Origin of the sequence: Bradyrhizobium sp. U531, from assembly GCF_051710265.1 — a bacterium.
GTDB lineage: Bacteria > Pseudomonadota > Alphaproteobacteria > Rhizobiales > Xanthobacteraceae > Bradyrhizobium.
Genome location: NZ_JASVEN010000004.1, coordinates 258,328 through 274,052 on the forward strand (window position 1 = coordinate 258,328; position 15,725 = coordinate 274,052).

At 64.4% G+C, this 15,725-nt stretch carries 7 protein-coding genes; 5 read left to right on the forward strand and 2 right to left on the reverse strand.

The annotated features are described in order from the left end of the window. Positions 1-2: 2 nt before the first annotated feature. The 3 genes from QRQ56_RS20800 to QRQ56_RS20810 all read left to right on the forward strand — a co-directional run bounded on the left by QRQ56_RS20800 (position 3) and on the right by QRQ56_RS20810 (position 4,016). Entirely contained in the window at positions 3-791 is a 789-nt protein-coding gene (locus tag QRQ56_RS20800; RefSeq protein ID WP_438742722.1) for an ABC transporter ATP-binding protein, read from the forward strand. 91 nt (positions 792-882) lie between these two features. Further along, a complete protein-coding gene (locus QRQ56_RS20805) occupies positions 883-2,721 on the forward strand; it encodes an AMP-dependent synthetase/ligase (RefSeq protein ID WP_438742724.1) in 1,839 nt (612 codons plus the stop codon). A gap of 95 nt (positions 2,722-2,816) precedes the next feature. Beyond that, the gene (locus QRQ56_RS20810) at positions 2,817-4,016 is read left to right on the forward strand and encodes an ABC transporter substrate-binding protein (protein WP_438742726.1); all 1,200 of its coding nucleotides are present in this window, start codon (positions 2,817-2,819) and stop codon (positions 4,014-4,016) included. A 228-nt stretch (positions 4,017-4,244) separates the two neighbouring features. Here the strand turns inward: QRQ56_RS20810 and QRQ56_RS20815 are convergent, their stop codons facing one another. Together QRQ56_RS20815 and QRQ56_RS20820 are read right to left on the reverse strand one after the other, a co-directional pair. After that, entirely contained in the window at positions 4,245-5,357 is a 1,113-nt protein-coding gene (locus tag QRQ56_RS20815; RefSeq protein WP_438742727.1) for a lysozyme inhibitor LprI family protein, read from the reverse strand. Positions 5,358-5,528: 171 nt separating this feature from the next. Beyond that, on the reverse strand, positions 5,529-6,260 hold the full coding sequence (locus QRQ56_RS20820; protein ID WP_438742728.1) for a transglutaminase-like cysteine peptidase: 732 nt from the start codon (positions 6,258-6,260) through the stop codon (positions 5,529-5,531). A gap of 621 nt (positions 6,261-6,881) precedes the next feature. On the opposite strand from QRQ56_RS20820, the gene QRQ56_RS20825 reads away from it, so the two are divergent. Together QRQ56_RS20825 and QRQ56_RS20830 are read left to right on the forward strand one after the other, a co-directional pair. Then, entirely contained in the window at positions 6,882-13,184 is a 6,303-nt protein-coding gene (locus QRQ56_RS20825; RefSeq protein ID WP_438742730.1) for a VCBS domain-containing protein, read from the forward strand. 129 nt (positions 13,185-13,313) lie between these two features. Beyond that, the gene (locus QRQ56_RS20830; RefSeq protein ID WP_438742732.1) at positions 13,314-15,545 is read left to right on the forward strand and encodes a CHASE2 domain-containing protein; all 2,232 of its coding nucleotides are present in this window, start codon (positions 13,314-13,316) and stop codon (positions 15,543-15,545) included. The last annotated feature ends 180 nt before the right edge of the window (positions 15,546-15,725 follow it).

Genomic DNA, 15,725 nt, shown 5'->3' on the forward strand with positions numbered 1-15,725 from the left:
GCATGGACGCCGCCGTGACGCCGGATGTCATCCTGAAACTCTCCAACATCGAGAGCTATTACGGGCCGATCATGGCGATCCGCGGCATCTCGCTGGAAGTGCCGCGCGGCCGCATCGTCACGCTGCTGGGGGCCAACGGCGCCGGCAAGACCACGGTGCTGAAGACCATCTCAGGCATTCTCGATCCGCAGAAGGGCTCGATCGAATTCCTGGGCAAGCCGATCCAGCGCATGGAAGCCGACCGGATCGTGCGGCTCGGCCTCAGCCACGTGCCGGAGGGGCGCGAGGTGTTCCCGTTCCTGTCCGTGCGCGAGAACCTGATGATGGGGGCCTATCCGCGCAGGGATCGCGACGGCGTGGCGGAGGATCTGGAGCGGGTCTACGGTTATTTTCCGCGCCTGAAGGAGCGCATCAACCAGCCGGCCGGCCAGCTCTCCGGCGGCGAGCAGCAGATGCTCGCGATCGGGCGCGCGCTGATGAACCGGCCGACGTTGCTGCTGCTCGACGAGCCTTCGCTCGGCCTGTCGCCGCTGCTGGTGAAGGAGATCTTCACCATCATCCGGCGCGTCAACGAGGAGCAGGGCATGTCGATCCTGCTGGTCGAGCAGAACGCCAAGGTGGCGCTGGAGACGGCGCATTACGGCTATGTGCTCGAGATCGGCCGCATCGTCATGAACGATAGCTGCGACCGCTTGATGCATTCCCAGGACATCCAGGAGTTCTACCTTGGCGCCAAGGAAGCGGGGGCGCGAGGCGAGCGGCGCTGGAAAAAGAAGAAGACGTGGCGGTGAGGACGTGCTGGCAGTAAGATGAACCCGTCATCCGCAACAAAGACCGCCGGTAAGGCAGGCAGCGGAGGCAGGCGACAGGGAGGAGAGGCGCATGGCCCGAACGGCGGTGCTGACGGTCGCTGACACGATCGCGAAGAGCTTTCTGCGCGCTGCCGAGACGCGTGGCGACCGGCCGGCGATCCGCGAGAAGAAGTTCGGGATCTGGCAGCCGACCAGCTGGCGCGAATGGCTGGACATCTCCAGGGAGATTGCCTACGCGCTTCACGCCTCCGGCTTCAAGCCCGGCGACGTCGCCTCCATCATCGCCAACGCCGTGCCCGAATGGGTCCACGCCGACATGGGTGTCCTCTGCGCCGGCGGCGTCTCCTCGGGCATCTACCCGACCGACGCCTCGTCTCAGGTCGAATATCTCGTCAACGATTCCCGGACCAAAGTGATCTTCGCCGAGGACGAGGAGCAGCTCGACAAGATCCTCGGCTGCCGCGCCCGCTGCGCGACCTTGCAGAAGATCATCGTGTTCGACATGGAAGGCCTCAGCGGCTTCTCCGACGACATGGTGATGTCGCTCGACGAGTTTCGCGCGCTCGGGCGCAATCACATGGTCGGCCGCGAGGCGCTGTGGCAGGAGATGATCGACAGCCGCGGCGCGGACGATCTCGCCATCCTCGTCTATACGTCCGGCACCACCGGCCCGCCCAAGGGCGCGATGCATGCCAACCGCAGCGTCACGCACCAGATGCGGCACGCCAACGACTTCATCCCAGCGCAGGAAGACGAGGACCGGCTGATCTTCCTGCCGCTCTGCCATGTCGCCGAGCGTATCGGCGGCTACTACATCTCGGTGGCGCTCGGCTCGGTGATGAATTTCGCCGAGAGCCCCGAGACCGTGCCGGACAATTTGCGCGAAGTGCAGCCGACCATCTTCCTCGCGGTGCCGCGCATCTGGGAGAAATTCTACTCCGCCATCACCATCGCGCTGAAGGATGCGACGCCGCTGCAGCAATGGGTCTATCGCCGCGCCATCGGCATCGGCTACCGCGTGGTCGACTACAGGCTCGAGGGCAAGGCGCCGCCGCTGCCGCTGCGGCTCGCAAGCCGCATCGCCTACCGGGTCGCATTCCGCAACATCCGTCGCATGATGGGGCTCGACCGCTGCCGCATCGCCTTCACCGGCGCGGCGCCGATCGCACCGGAGCTGATCCGCTGGTATCTCGCGCTCGGCATCGACATGCACGAGGTCTACGGCCAGACCGAGAATTGCGGCGTCGCCACCATGATGCCGGCGGAGCGCGTCAAGCTCGGTTCGGTCGGTACCGCCGTGTCTTGGGGCGAGGTTGCGCTGTCGCCCGAGGGCGAGATCCTGGTCAAGGGCGACTTCCTGTTCATGGGCTATCTGAACCAGCCTGAGAAGACCGCCGAGGCGATCGACTCGCGTGGCTGGCTGCATACGGGCGACGTCGGCACCATCGACAACGAGGGTTTCGTCCGGATCACCGACCGGATGAAGGACATCATCATCACCTCCGGCGGCAAGAACGTCACGCCGTCCGAGATCGAGAACCAGCTCAAATTCTCGCCCTACATCTCGGACGCCGTCGTGATCGGCGACAAGCGGCCGTATCTCACCTGCCTCGTGATGATCGACCAGGAGAATGTCGAGAAGTTCGCCCAGGACCACGACATCCCCTTCACCAACTATGCCAGCCTCTGCCGGGCCGCGGAGATCCAGGATCTGATCGGCCGCGAGATCGAACAGGTGAACGGCAATTTCGCCCGCGTCGAAACCGTCAAGAAGTTCTACCTGATCGAGCGCCAGCTCACGCCGGAGGACGAGGAGCTGACGCCGACCATGAAGCTGAAGCGCGGCTTCGTGAACAAGCGCTACGCCGCCGAGATCGAGGAGATGTATCGCCAGCGCGCCGTGGCGTGACGCGCGAGGCCATTTGAGCAAGGCAATTTGAGAAAGCGAAGGAGCGACGGCCCCCGCCCTCCGCGTAACACGGGCCTTTAGGAGAGGAGACGTCAATGTCGAAATCGTTCAGCGCGATCGGCCTTGCTGTAAGCGCAATGGTGCTCACCTGTCTGCCGGCCGCGGCGCAAACCAAGGTCACCAACGAGGGCATCTCGGCGAGCGAGATCGTCGTCGGGACGCACCAGGATCTCTCAGGTCCCATCAAGGGCTGGGGCGTTCCGGTTTCCAACGGCATGAAGATGGCGGTCGAGGAGATCAACGCGGCCGGCGGCGTCAGCGGCCGCAAGATCCGCCTGGTCGTCGAGGACAGCGGCTACGATCCGAAGAAGGCCGTGTTGGCCTCGCAGAAACTGATCGAGCGCGACAAGATCTTCGCGATGGTCGGCGCGATGGGATCGCCCACCGTGCTTGCAGCGCAGGACATCCTGCTCGACGCCGGTGTGCTCCAGCTCTTCCCGCTGACGGCGGCCGAGTTCACCTTCAAGTTCGATCCGGCCAAGCCGCAGGAGCGGCTCAAGTTCAATAATCTGCTGCCCTATGTCGAAAGCACGCGGGCAGCGCTGAAATACATGATGGAGTGGAAGAACTTCAAGAAGCCCTGCATCATGCATCAGGACGACGAGTACGGCAAAAACGTGCTCGACGGATTCAACCAGCAGCTCACCGCCATGAAGGTGCAGCCGGCTTCGGTCACGAGCTACAAGCGCGGTGCCTCCGATTTCAGCGCGCAGGTCGCCAAGATGAAGTCGGACGGCTGCGACCTCGTCGTGCTCGGCGCGGTGCTGCGTGAACCGATCGGCGCCATGACCGAGGCCAAGAAGCTCGGCTGGGACGTCACCTTTCTCGGCGCCACGCCGACCAACGTGATGGAGGTGCCGATGCTCGGCAAGGACGCCGTCGAAGGCCTCTACGCCGCAAGCGGCTTCGAGATCCCCTATGAGGACACGGCGAAAGGCAAGGTCAAGGACTGGCTGGTGAACTACAAGAAGATGTTCGGCACCGACGCCAACACCCAGGCGATCATCGGCTACAACGCGATGATGACCTTCGCCTTCTATGCGCAGAAGGCGGGCAAGGACCTCACGGGCCAGAAGATGCTGGACTCGCTGGAGTCGGGCGAGAAGTTCCTCGACATCTTCAACTCGCCGCCGACCAAGTTCTCCAAGACCGACCACCTCGCCAACACCATCACCCAGGTGCAGCAGGTCAAGGGCGGCCGCTGGGTGCTGGTGAAGGACAATCTGATGTTCTGATGCGTCTACGCCAAATGCTCGATGCACCCTCTCCCCTTGTGGGAGAGGGTGGCTCGCCGCAAAGCGGCGAGCCGGGTGAGGGGTATCTATCCTCACGAATAGTCTCGCGAATGGTGAGAACCCCTCATCCGGCGCCGTAGCCGAAGCTTCGCTTCGGCGTTCTTGGGGAACGGCGGCCAAAGGCCGCCTGTGCCACCTTCTCCCACAAGGGGAGAAGGAAGAAAGGTTCTACGATCCCCCGCTCGCGGTCCCTGAATTCACCGGCGCGAGCTCGTCCTCGCGGCAGCGCCAGCCGTCGGCGGCTTTGACGAACGCAAAGGTCCGCTGAATGCGCAGGCGGCGCGTCACGTTGAAGGCTTCCGCCGAGCGCTCCTTGTTGGCGGCGCCCGGCTGCGGCAGGCCTGTCCTGGCGTCCCAGCAGGTGCCGGTGCAGCTGGAGGCGACTTTGCTGCACACAGTGAAAGGCGCCAGCACGGCCATCTCGATCTCGCCGGTGACCTGCGCCTCCTGATCGGTCACCTGGCTGTCGAGCGCATAGACGCGGTTGATGCGCAGGAAATTGCCGCAGGAATTGGCGGCATGGATTCGCGCCGCGCAGAAGTCGACCGCGTCGGTGTCGGGGATGCGCGCCGCGACCTGCCGGCCGAATACCTTCTTGGGGTCTCCCTTCGCCGCGCGGATCTCGTCGGCCCTGCGCTTCAAATGCCCGGCGAGGCAATCCTCCGCGGATTCCAGCTCCTGGAGCGGCACGTTCTCTTTGCCGACGAGATTGCATTTGCGGTCGCGCTCGCGGGTCCACCTGCCATATTCGGCGAAGGCAAAGCGCGCGGCGGTCGGGTCCAGCTTGCCGATCAGGCCGAGCACCTGGGCATTGAGCTCGGTTTCGGCCGACGCCAGCGACGGGTCCGCACAGATCACGGCGCCGGCTGCGGTGTTGGCTGCGAGGCAGTCGAAATCGGGATCGCGCACGATGGCGGCGCGCTCCTCGGTCACCTTGAGCAGGCACGCCTTCACCCGGTCGAAATCGTCGGCGCGTATCGCGCTCTGCCCGACGATGCCGCAGCCGAGATTGCGCTGGCGGACCCAGATCGCGTTCTCCTCGATCGCGGGCAGGCGATCGGGCAGGCGGGCGAGGCGGGCTTCGACCGCGGTGCTCAGACTGGCGGCGGCGGCGGCAAGCGCGGGATCACCGCAGAACAATTGGTTGCCGGGATCGCGGATCTGCTGGCAGTTGTTCTTGGCGAACAACGGCAGCCGGTCGGCAATGGGGCTTTCGGATTGCGCCGACGCGGGTGCGGCAAACGCTAGCAGCGCAATCACCCTCAGCACGATGTCCCGCATTCCCGACGCCCCCGCATGGAAGGCGCCATGCTAGCGTCCCCGCTCGCGCGGTGGAATGGGGTTGTGGGCGTGCGCGGTATGAGAGGCCGTAGCCCGGATGGAGCGAAGCGCAATCCGGGGCCGGTGCTAAGGGGCAGAGTCCCGGATTTCGCTGCGCTCCATCCGGGCTACTCAATGCGCCTCGGCGGCCATTGCCGAGACCCGCACGGGTTCATCGACATATTTCATCACGGCCGACTGGTAGAGCGCGAACAGCGGCTGGTAGCTCCGCGCCGCGTCGTCCTCGACCATCGCCATGCGGCGGTTGTCGAGCACCAGCCAGTGGCCATCGAGCTTTGCTGCGACGACCGCATGCTCTTCGCCGGCCCTGACGTCGCGCACCACGACGAGGCGGAGGTCTCCGGCGGCAACGCCCGCAAGCCGCAGCGCGGCCAGCTTGGCGATGGCGTAGTCTTCGCAATCGCCGGCGCCGCGCGCGAAGGTCGCAAGCGGCGAGCTCCAGACGTCGTCAATGCCGTCGTCGGTGGCGCGGATGGAAAGGTTGATGGCGCGGTTGGTCTCGCCGAGCCGGGCGCGGCCGTCGCGGGCGCGGGCCTGGTCGACGATGGCCAGAAGTTTCAGGGCCGCGGGCGAAGCGCAATTGTCCCGGTCGCCGTCGCACAGCGCAAGCTGTACCATGTCGTCGTCGAACCTGTTCTGCAGGGCGGACCATTTCTGCTGCAGGCTGCCGGACGAGATGGCGAAGGCGAACACGCCGAACGGCTCGGCGGATTTGCGCACGAGCAGGCCTGCGCCCGGCGACAGCAGCGTGCCGGCGCGGAGCTCGGCGGCCGACCCACACAGGATCAATCCGCACAGGACAAGGATTGCGCGCCAGGCGCGCGAGCGAGCAGCGGTCTCCATCTGACATCCCCTTCCCAGGCTTCGTCGGGTCCCCCTCGACCTCGACGTGCCGGGCTTTGTTGCTTTCGCGGAGATAGTGCGAGATCGGCCGTTTTGTTCTGCTTAAGACGCCGGCCGGGGGCCCGAAAACCGGGGAACAGGCTGAAACGCGCCTGCTAAAATTGCGTAAAATTTTACGATTCCTGAGCTAGGAGGTGTCCTGTTGCCGCGAAATGGAACCAATTGCAGGCACAAGTTGTGAGGGCGCCGAATCTGGCTGCTATGGCTAACGAGCCCGCTATTTCACGGGTTCTGTTAGTTAGGTCACAGATTCAGCTCCGTTTTTACCGCAGGATGTTTCGGGGCCCCGCCTGCGGAAGATGCTGCAAGTATCCGTTCCGTGACTATACGGCAGGTTACTTTGGATGACTGGAAATGCGCGATGACAAGCGAAACTCGACTTCCGAACATTTGTTAAATTACTTCAGCTTCTCTCGAAGGGCGCTGCTCCGCATCGACTCCTGCCGCCAAGTGATGCGAAATCACACAAGCAATAGATGGTTTCGCTAAGGACTTGGTAATGCTATGCAAGCTTAGGCGGTCGATACTTACTTAGATTTTAACCCTTTTTACGGTGCCCGGTTGAATTACGCTGGCCAATTTGACGGCGCGATTTCCTTGGACGGCCTGGGTTCCCGCTCGCCCGCCGACGCCCATGTCGATTCCTTTACCGCCAAAGCTCACGGCCACGTGCCGGACGGCGCGTTCGTCGTTCCTGACCCCAACCTGATCTTTAACGGCGACTTCAAGCGCACCGGTCTCGATCTCGTGCTGTCGCACGACGGGCACGAGTTCGTCGTTCACGATTATTTCCGGGGCGACAAGCGGGCGGCGCTCGCCTCCCCCGATGGCGCCCACCTCACCGGCGACGTCGTCAACGCGCTCACCGGCCATGTGCAATATGCGCAGGCTGCGCCCGGCACTGCCGCAGCCGCCCAGGTCATCGGCCACGTCACCAAACTGTCCGGCAGCGCGACCGCGGTCCGCAACGGCGTCTCGGTCATCCTGAACAACGGCGACAATGTCGAGAAGGGCGACGTCGTCTCGACCGGCGCCGATTCGACGCTCGGCATCACCTTCATCGACGGCACCGTGTTCGGCCTGTCCTCCAATGCGCGGATGGTGCTGAACGAGATGGTCTACGACCCGAACGGCTCCAGCAATTCTTCGCTGCTGAGCCTGGTCGCCGGCACCATCACCTTCGTCGCCGGCGAGACCGCCAAGCACGGCGACATGAAGATCGACACGCCGGTCGCCACCATGGGCATCCGCGGCACGGCCGTGCTCACCCAGATCAATTTCGTGGTTCCTGCCGGTGGCGGCGATCCGCAGCCGCAGGCGAGCTTCCAGGTGCTGGTCGAGCCGAACGGCACGACGGGCTCCTACATCCTGTTCGACAAGGTCACGCTGCTGCCGATCGCGACGGTCAACCAGGCCGGCCAGATGATCCAGATCAGCGGCGGCAACGTCTCGATCTCCAATGCGCTGATGTCGCCGGACGTGCAGAAGCTGATCACGGACGTGTTCACGCTGAAGTTCACCGACAACAACACCAACACCAAGCTGACCACGAACTACACCGACACGCTCACGCCGACGAGCCAGGATCTGGTGTTCAAGTCGGGCGCCGGCCCCGTGGTGATCGCGACCTTCGTCAATCTCAATTCGCAGGGATCGGAAGGCCCCGGCAATTCGACGCAGTCCGCCCCGCGTATCCCCGGCCAGCCGATCGTGCAGAGCTTCGACGCGAGTGGCAACGTGAAGTCGGCCTTCGCATTGACCGAGCGCGCCGACACGACCGGCGACACGCATGCCGACACGATTTCCGGCCTGATCAGGTTCGTCGATCAGAACCTTGGCGACCGGCCGACCGTGAGCATCAGCCTCGCCGACGCGCCCAACTACGTCTACAAGGACGCCGGCCAGCACGACGTCACCGGCTCGCTCTCCGCGCTGCAGAAGCTGGATATCGCGGCGACGCAGATCCAGATCAGCGTCGTCCCGGGCGCCGGCAACGACAACAACGGTTCGGCGGCCTGGACCTACACGATCCCGGACAAGGTCTTCGACTTCCTCGCGGCCGGCGAGACCGTGACGCTGACCTATATGGTTCGCGTCGACACCAATTTCACGGTGAATCCCGAGTCCAGGCTCATCCCGATCACCATCACGATCACGGGCACGAACGACGTGCCCACGGTCGCGACGGCGGGCGGAACGGTCATCGAGAAAGTCGGCACCGGCAACGAGGCGTTCGACACCATTACGGGCACGGTCACCTTCACCGACGTCGATCTGACGGACCGGCCGATCGTGAGTGCGGCCCTCTCGTCCAGCCATCCGTTCAAATATCTCGATGCGCAGGGCCACGACATCACGTCGACGCTGACCCCGCAGCAGCTCGCGGCGATCGCCGCCGTCGAGGTGCCGCTGACGGTGGTGCAGGGCGCGGGGAACGCCAACAACGGCTCGGCCACCTGGACCTACAGCGTTCCCGACCATCTGTTCGATTTCCTCGCCGAAGGCGAGACGCTGACCCTCAACTATGTGGTGCAGGTCGACGACGGGCATGGCGGTGTCGTCAGCACGCCGATCACCGTGTCCATCAACGGCGCGGACGTCAACGTCGAGGGCACCAATGACGTGCCGACGATCGTCGCGGAGGATACCAATCCAGCCGGTGCGGTGACCGAGGATAATGCGGCGACGCTCGCCGCGAGCGGCACCATCACCTTCAACGACCCTGATCTTACGGATACCCACGCCGCGAGCTACGTGCTGAAGTCGACGGTGTCGAGTGCGCACCTGCCCGGCTTCAACGACGGCACGTCGAATATCGGCACGTTCGCCCTCGACCAGGTTGTTGAAAGTCCGGGTGTCAGTTCCCGCGGCTCGGTGGGCTGGACCTTCACGCTCGACGACAGCAATCCGGTGCTGCAGTCGCTGGCCGAAGGCCAGACCATCACGCAGGTCTACACCGTCACGGTCGACGACCATCACGGCGGCACGGTCACCCAGGACGTCACGGTCGTCATCACCGGCAAGAACGACGCGCCGACCGTGACCAGCAACGCCGCGGCGGCAACGGGCAAGGTGACCGAGGATTCGGGCCTGACGCTCTCGATCGACGGCACGCTGGCGATCCAGGACCTCGATCTGATCGACACTCACACCGCGGGCGCGGTGTTCAAATCGTCGTCCTCCAGCGCGCACCTGCCGGGCTTCGTCGAGGGCAGTACACATCTCGGCACTTTCACGATCGATCCGTCGGTGTTCGAATCCAATACGGACGTCAACAACGGCGCGACGCTGGGCTGGCACTTCACGCTCGACAACAGCAATGCGACGCTGCAGTCGCTGGCGGACGGGCAGACCATCACCCAGGTCTACACCGTTACCTTCACCGACAATCACAATGCGACCGTCACGCAGGACGTCACCGTCACGATCACCGGCGTCAACGACGCGCCGACGGTCACCAGCGATACCGCGGCGGCGACAGGCCATGTCGTCGAGGACGCAGGCCTGACGCTGTCGATCGACGGGACGCTGGCGATCCAGGATCTCGACCTGATCGACACCCACGCGGCGGAAGCGGTGTTCAAGTCGTCGTCCATCAGCTCGGCCTTGCCGGGCTTCAGCGCCGGCACGCATCTCGGCACGTTCACGATCGATCCGTCGGTGCTCGAAACCAATACGGACACCAACAACGGCGCTTCGCTGGGCTGGCACTTCACGCTCGACAACAGCAACGCGATGCTGCAGTCGCTGGCGGACGGGCAGACCATCACCCAGGTCTATACCGTCACGTTCGACGATCATCATGGCGGCACCGTCAGCGAGGACGTCACCGTGACGATCGCGGGCGTCAATGACGCACCGACGATCACCAGCGATGCCGCTGCGGCGACGGGTGCGGTGACCGAGGACGACAGCGCCTCGCTCACGGCCGACGGCACGCTCACGATCCAGGATCTCGACCTGACCGATACCCACACGGCGGCGTGGTCGTTCAAATCCTCATCTTCGGACCTGCCGGGCTTCGGCGCCAGCTCGCATATCGGCACGTTCTCGATCGACACGTCGGTGACCGAATCCAATACCGATACCGACAACGGTGCTTCGCTGGGCTGGCACTTCACGCTCGACAACAGCAACCCCGTGCTGCAGTCGCTGGCGGACGGACAGACCATTACTCAGATCTATACCGTCACGTTTGACGACCAGCATGGCGGTAAGATCACCCAGGACGTCACCGTCACCATCACCGGCACCAACGATGCGCCGACGATCACCAGCGATGCCGCTGCGGCGGCGGGCGCGGTGACTGAGGACGACAGCGCCTCGCTCACGGCCGACGGCACGCTGACGATCCAGGATGTGGACCTGACCGACACCCACACGGCGGCGTGGACGTTCAAATCCTCATCCACCAGCTCGGACCTGCCGGGCTTCGGGACCAGCTCGCATATCGGCACGTTCTCGATCGACACGTCGGTGTCCGAATCCAATGCCGATGGCGACAACGGCGCTTCGCTCGGCTGGCACTTCACGCTCGACAACAACGATCCCGTGCTGCAGTCGCTGGCGGAAGGCCAGACCATCACGCAGGTCTACACCGTCACGTTCGACGACCAGCACGGCGGCAAGATCAGCCAGGACGTCACCGTCACCATCACCGGCACCAATGACGCGCCGGCGGTGTCCTATGTGACGTCGGACTACATGAACTTCGACGGCCATACCATCGCGGTCGGCGACGTGCCGACGGTCGCGTCCAGCGACGTGACGCTGGACGGCTGGGTGAACTGGAACGGAAGCTCCGATCCCGGCCATGGTCAGGTCCTGTTCTACAACGGCAACACCTCGACCACCGGCTTCGGCCTGCTCGGGACGGTCAATGCCGACGGCACGATGGAGCTGCAGATCCTCGCAGGCGGCGTTGAGATCGCCGATACCGGCGTGGCGCTCGCGGCCTCGCAATGGCACAACATCGCGCTGACCCGCGACAACGGCAGCTTCACGCTCTATCTCGACGGCAATCTGGAATACTCGCAGGCCTGGTCGTTCAACGCGATCGACGGCAGCCCGTCGAATCCGTCGCACTCCTACATGATGATCGGTGCTGCGAGCGAGCCGGACGCGGCGGGCTTCGGCGCGGAAGGCTTCTTCGGCTCGATCGCCGATGTCAGCGTCTGGACCAGCGCGCTGACGCAGGCGCAGATCCAGTCGATCGATTTCACCGCGCTCACCGGCAGCGAGGCCAATCTGGCCGCGTACTACCAGCTCGCCGACGGCAGCGGGACCACCGCCTCGAACACGGCCAATCCCGCCAAGGGCCTTGCAATCGAGGGCGATGCCGACTGGGCCAGCAGCACGTCCGGCCCGGGCGGCGCCCTTGCCGATCTCGTGGAAACCAATGCCGGCCAGCTTTCGCACGGCACGCTGGCGATCTCCGACGTCGACGCGACCGATCACGTCACGGTGTCGGTTGACGGGCTGCAGGTCGTTCTCGACGGCGTCGCGCAAGCCGGCGACGTCGGCGGCATCTCGCATGAAGCCCTGCTGAACTATCTCACCGTTCCGTCCGGCGACATCCTCGACGGTACCGCCACGCATACGCAGTTCACGTGGCAGTTCAATTCAGGCGGCCAGGCCTTCGATTTCCTCGCCGCCGGCCAGACGCTGTCGCTGCAATACACCATCGTCCCGTCGGATGCCGCGGGCACCGGCACGGGTGCTGTCGTCACTGTCAACGTTGCCGGCAGCAACGACGCGCCGACGCTGGCCGATCTCCACATCGGCCCGCTCTCGGATACGGCTGCCGTAGACACCTTCTCCGACCTGACCGGCACGCTGGCGGGCCACGATGCCGATACCGGCGAGACGGCGACGCTGACCTATGCCGTGCTCAATGCGGATCATCACGCGGCAACGACGGTTGCGGGGCACTACGGCTCGCTGACGGTCAACTCCGACGGCAGCTACAGCTACGTTGCCGATGCGGCGGCGATCAACGCGCTGCCGGAAGGCTCCTACACGGATACATTTACGGTTCAGACCACGGACGCGCATGGTGCGACCGGCACGGCCACGCTCACGGTGGACGTGAACGGCGCGGACGACGCCGACGGCCCGGTCATCAACACCGAGAGTTTTCAGGTCCAACACTTCAACGAGAACAACTCCGATCTCATCACCGACCTCGTGGTCACTGAAGCTGGAGCTGCGTCCCACAATTTCAACGTCGCGGTGTCGACCGCGCATCCGGGCCTCAGCCAGGTCGACTTCTCTCCGACGTCCGGCTCGCTCGATGAGATCAATCTGGGCTTCGAGACGGGCGTCACCTACAATCCGACGGGTGCCAGCTCCGATCCTGAAGCCCAGGCGCCCTCCACCGAACAGATCACGCTGACGGTGACTGACAAGACCACCGGCCTGTCCGATACCGTCAACTTCATCTTCAACGAGGAGGGCGACTCCGGTCAGGAAGTCCAGCTGGAGGGCACCGGCGGCAAGGACGTCATTTTCGGCACCGATACCAACGACACGCTGACCGGCGGCGCCGGCAAGGATCAGTTCGTGTTCTCGCCGGGCGCGATCCACTACGACGATTCGTTCCAGCCGATCACCGATTTCTCGCACACCATCAACGATTTCCATATCGGTGAGGACAAGATCGATTTGCGATCGTTCTCGGATGTCACCTCCGTCGCCAACCTCACCATCACTCCGCAATCCGGCGACATCCTGGTCACGTGGCAGCAGCAGGTGCGTCAGCTCGAGGGCGCGCCGATCACCGAGCACGAATCGCTCCTGCTGAAGAACGTCGCCGGAAATCTTCAGGCCAGCGACTTCATCTTCGGCAGCAGCCACATCACCTGATCAATGCGGCTGCGGCATCGATCGCGGCAAAAATTCCATGAGCCCCGGTACCCAGGGCATAGCCAATCCCGCGCCGGCGCTTCATGATCGGCGCGCCCGGCACGGTCCGAGGCAGGAAGTCCGATCGAAATGAAACGTCTGAAGATCCTGCGGCGATGGTTTGCGCGGAAGCTCGGCTTCGCGCGGCTGATGTGCCTTGCGCTGCTGGTCGTGTTCGCCGGCGCGCGCCTGTGGGATCCGCCGCCGATCCAGGAATTGAGGCTGCGCACCTTCGACATGTTTCAGCTGATCGACCCCCGCCACAAGGCGGTGCGGCCGGTCGTCATCGTCGATATCGACGACAGGAGCCTCGCCAAGCTCGGCCAGTGGCCGTGGGCGCGCACGCGGATCGCCGATCTGATCCAGAATCTCACCAACAGCGGCGCCGTGGCGATCGGCTTCGACGTGGTCTTCTCCGAGGCCGACCGCCTCAACCCGGATCAGGTCGCGGACCAGATGCGTTATCTGGACGACGCCACCCGCGCCAAGCTGCGTGAGCTGCCGAGCAACGACCAGATCCTCGCCGACGCCGTCAAGCGCTCGCGCGTGGTGCTGGGCGAGACCGGGCAAAGCGCGATCTCGTCCGAAGTCGACAAGTCGCTACCCTTCACCGGCGTGGCGACCGTCGGCGAGGAAGGCGCCGAACGCTTCCTGTTCGAATTTCCCGGCTTGCTGCGCAACGTGCCCGCGATCGAGAAGGTCGCGGCCGGCCGCGGCCTGTTCACGATCCGGACGGAGCGCGACGGCCTGATCCGGCGCGTGCCGATGATCATGCGCGCCCAGGGCAACATCATGCCCTCGCTCAGCCTCGAGATCCTGCGCGTCGTCACGGGCACGCCGACGCTGCTCGTTCGGACCGACAAGACCGGCGTCAGGGCCGTACGTCTCAAGGGTGTCGAGATTCCGACCGACGAGAACGGCCAGCTCTGGGTGCACTATGCCCGGCATGATCCGTCGATCTATGTCTCGGCAGCTGATGTGCTCGACAACACCGTGCCGCCGAACAAGATCGCCGGCAAGCTGGTGCTGGTCGGTACCTCCGCGGTCGGGCTGAACGACATCAAGACCACGCCGGTGTCGCGGGCCATGCCCGGTGTCGAGATTCACGCCCAGGTGCTCGAGAGCGTGCTGAGCGGCGCGGTGATCTCCCGGCCGAACTACGCGCTCGGCGTCGAATTGCTCGCCGCGCTGGTCATCGGCTTGTTGGTGATCATCTTCACGCCCAATCTCGGTCCCGTGCGCCTCGTGCTGGCCGGTGCGACCTTCGCCGCCATTCTGATCGGCGTGTCCTGGTTCTTCTATGCGCAGTACCGTTACCTCATCGACTTGACTTATCCTCTGCTTTCGACCACGGCCGTTTATCTGACGCTGATCTTCGCCAGCTTCGTGCGCGAGCAGCGCCAGCGCGTGCAGATCCGCGGGCAGTTCGCGCAATACATGTCGCCGGTGCTGGTCGAGCAGCTCGTGCAGTCGCCGGAAAAGCTGGTGCTCGGCGGCGAGGAGCGCGAGATGACGATCATGTTCTCCGACGTGCGCGGCTTCACCACGATCTCGGAGAGCTACAAGCACGATCCGCAAGGACTGATCGAGCTGATGAACCGTTTCCTGACGCCGCTCACCGACGTGATCATCGAGCGGAAGGGCTACATCGACAAGTACATGGGCGACGCCATCATGGCGTTCTGGAACGCGCCGCTCGACGATGCCGAGCACGAGATCAACGCCTGCGAGGCGGCGATCCAGATGCTGGAGCAGATCGACACGGTCAACAAGGAGCGCGAGGAGGAATCCGCCGAGGGCGGCCACGTCTACATCCCGCTCAATGTCGGTATCGGCCTCAACACCGGCATCGGCGTGGTCGGCAACATGGGCTCCGACCTGAAGAAGAACTATTCGGTGCTGGGTGACAGCGTGAACCTTGCCTCCCGCCTCGAGGGCCAGACCAAGGAATATGGCTTCCCGATCATCGTGGGATCGAGGACCGCGCTCGCCGCCAAGGACAGGTTCGCGATCCTCGAGCTCGACTTCATCATGGTCAAGGGCAAGAGCGAGCCGGAGGTGATCTACGCCATCGCCGGCCGCGAGGACGTGATGCATTCGGCGGCCTTCCAGCGCCTGCGCAACATCACCATCGAGATGCTCGGCTGCTATCGCGGCCGCGACTGGCAGGGCGCGCTGGACGCGATCGAGCGCGGCCGCAAGAGCGAGGACGCGGACACGCTGGAGAAGCTGTTCAAGCTGTACGAGGCGCGCATCAGGGATTTCGAGCTCAACCCGCCGCCGGAAGGCTGGACCGGCGCATATGCGCTGCTGACGAAGTAGGGGGAGCGAGAGGCTTCGCTAGCGCTACACCAAAGGTGTCGTCCCCGCGAAGGCGGGGACCCATACGCCGCAGGGGTCATCGTTGCGCGAGGTGGTCATTGCCTGTCGTCGCCAAACTGCTGCTGCGGTGTATGGGTCCCGGGCTCGCGCTTCGCGCGCCCCGGGGACGACAGAAGTGTT

What these genes read in the sequence shown, in the direction of transcription:
- QRQ56_RS20810 (WP_438742726.1), top strand. Translation starts at nt 2,817, where the DNA reads ATGTCGAAATCGTTCAGCGCGATCGGCCTTGCTGTAAGCGCAATGGTG.
- QRQ56_RS20830 (WP_438742732.1), top strand. Translation starts at nt 13,314, where the DNA reads ATGAAACGTCTGAAGATCCTGCGGCGATGGTTTGCGCGGAAGCTCGGC.
- QRQ56_RS20815 (WP_438742727.1), bottom strand. Translation starts at nt 5,357, where the DNA reads ATGCGGGACATCGTGCTGAGGGTGATTGCGCTGCTAGCGTTTGCCGCA.
- QRQ56_RS20820 (WP_438742728.1), bottom strand. Translation starts at nt 6,260, where the DNA reads ATGGAGACCGCTGCTCGCTCGCGCGCCTGGCGCGCAATCCTTGTCCTG.
- QRQ56_RS20800 (WP_438742722.1), top strand. Translation starts at nt 3, where the DNA reads ATGGACGCCGCCGTGACGCCGGATGTCATCCTGAAACTCTCCAACATC.
- QRQ56_RS20805 (WP_438742724.1), top strand. Translation starts at nt 883, where the DNA reads ATGGCCCGAACGGCGGTGCTGACGGTCGCTGACACGATCGCGAAGAGC.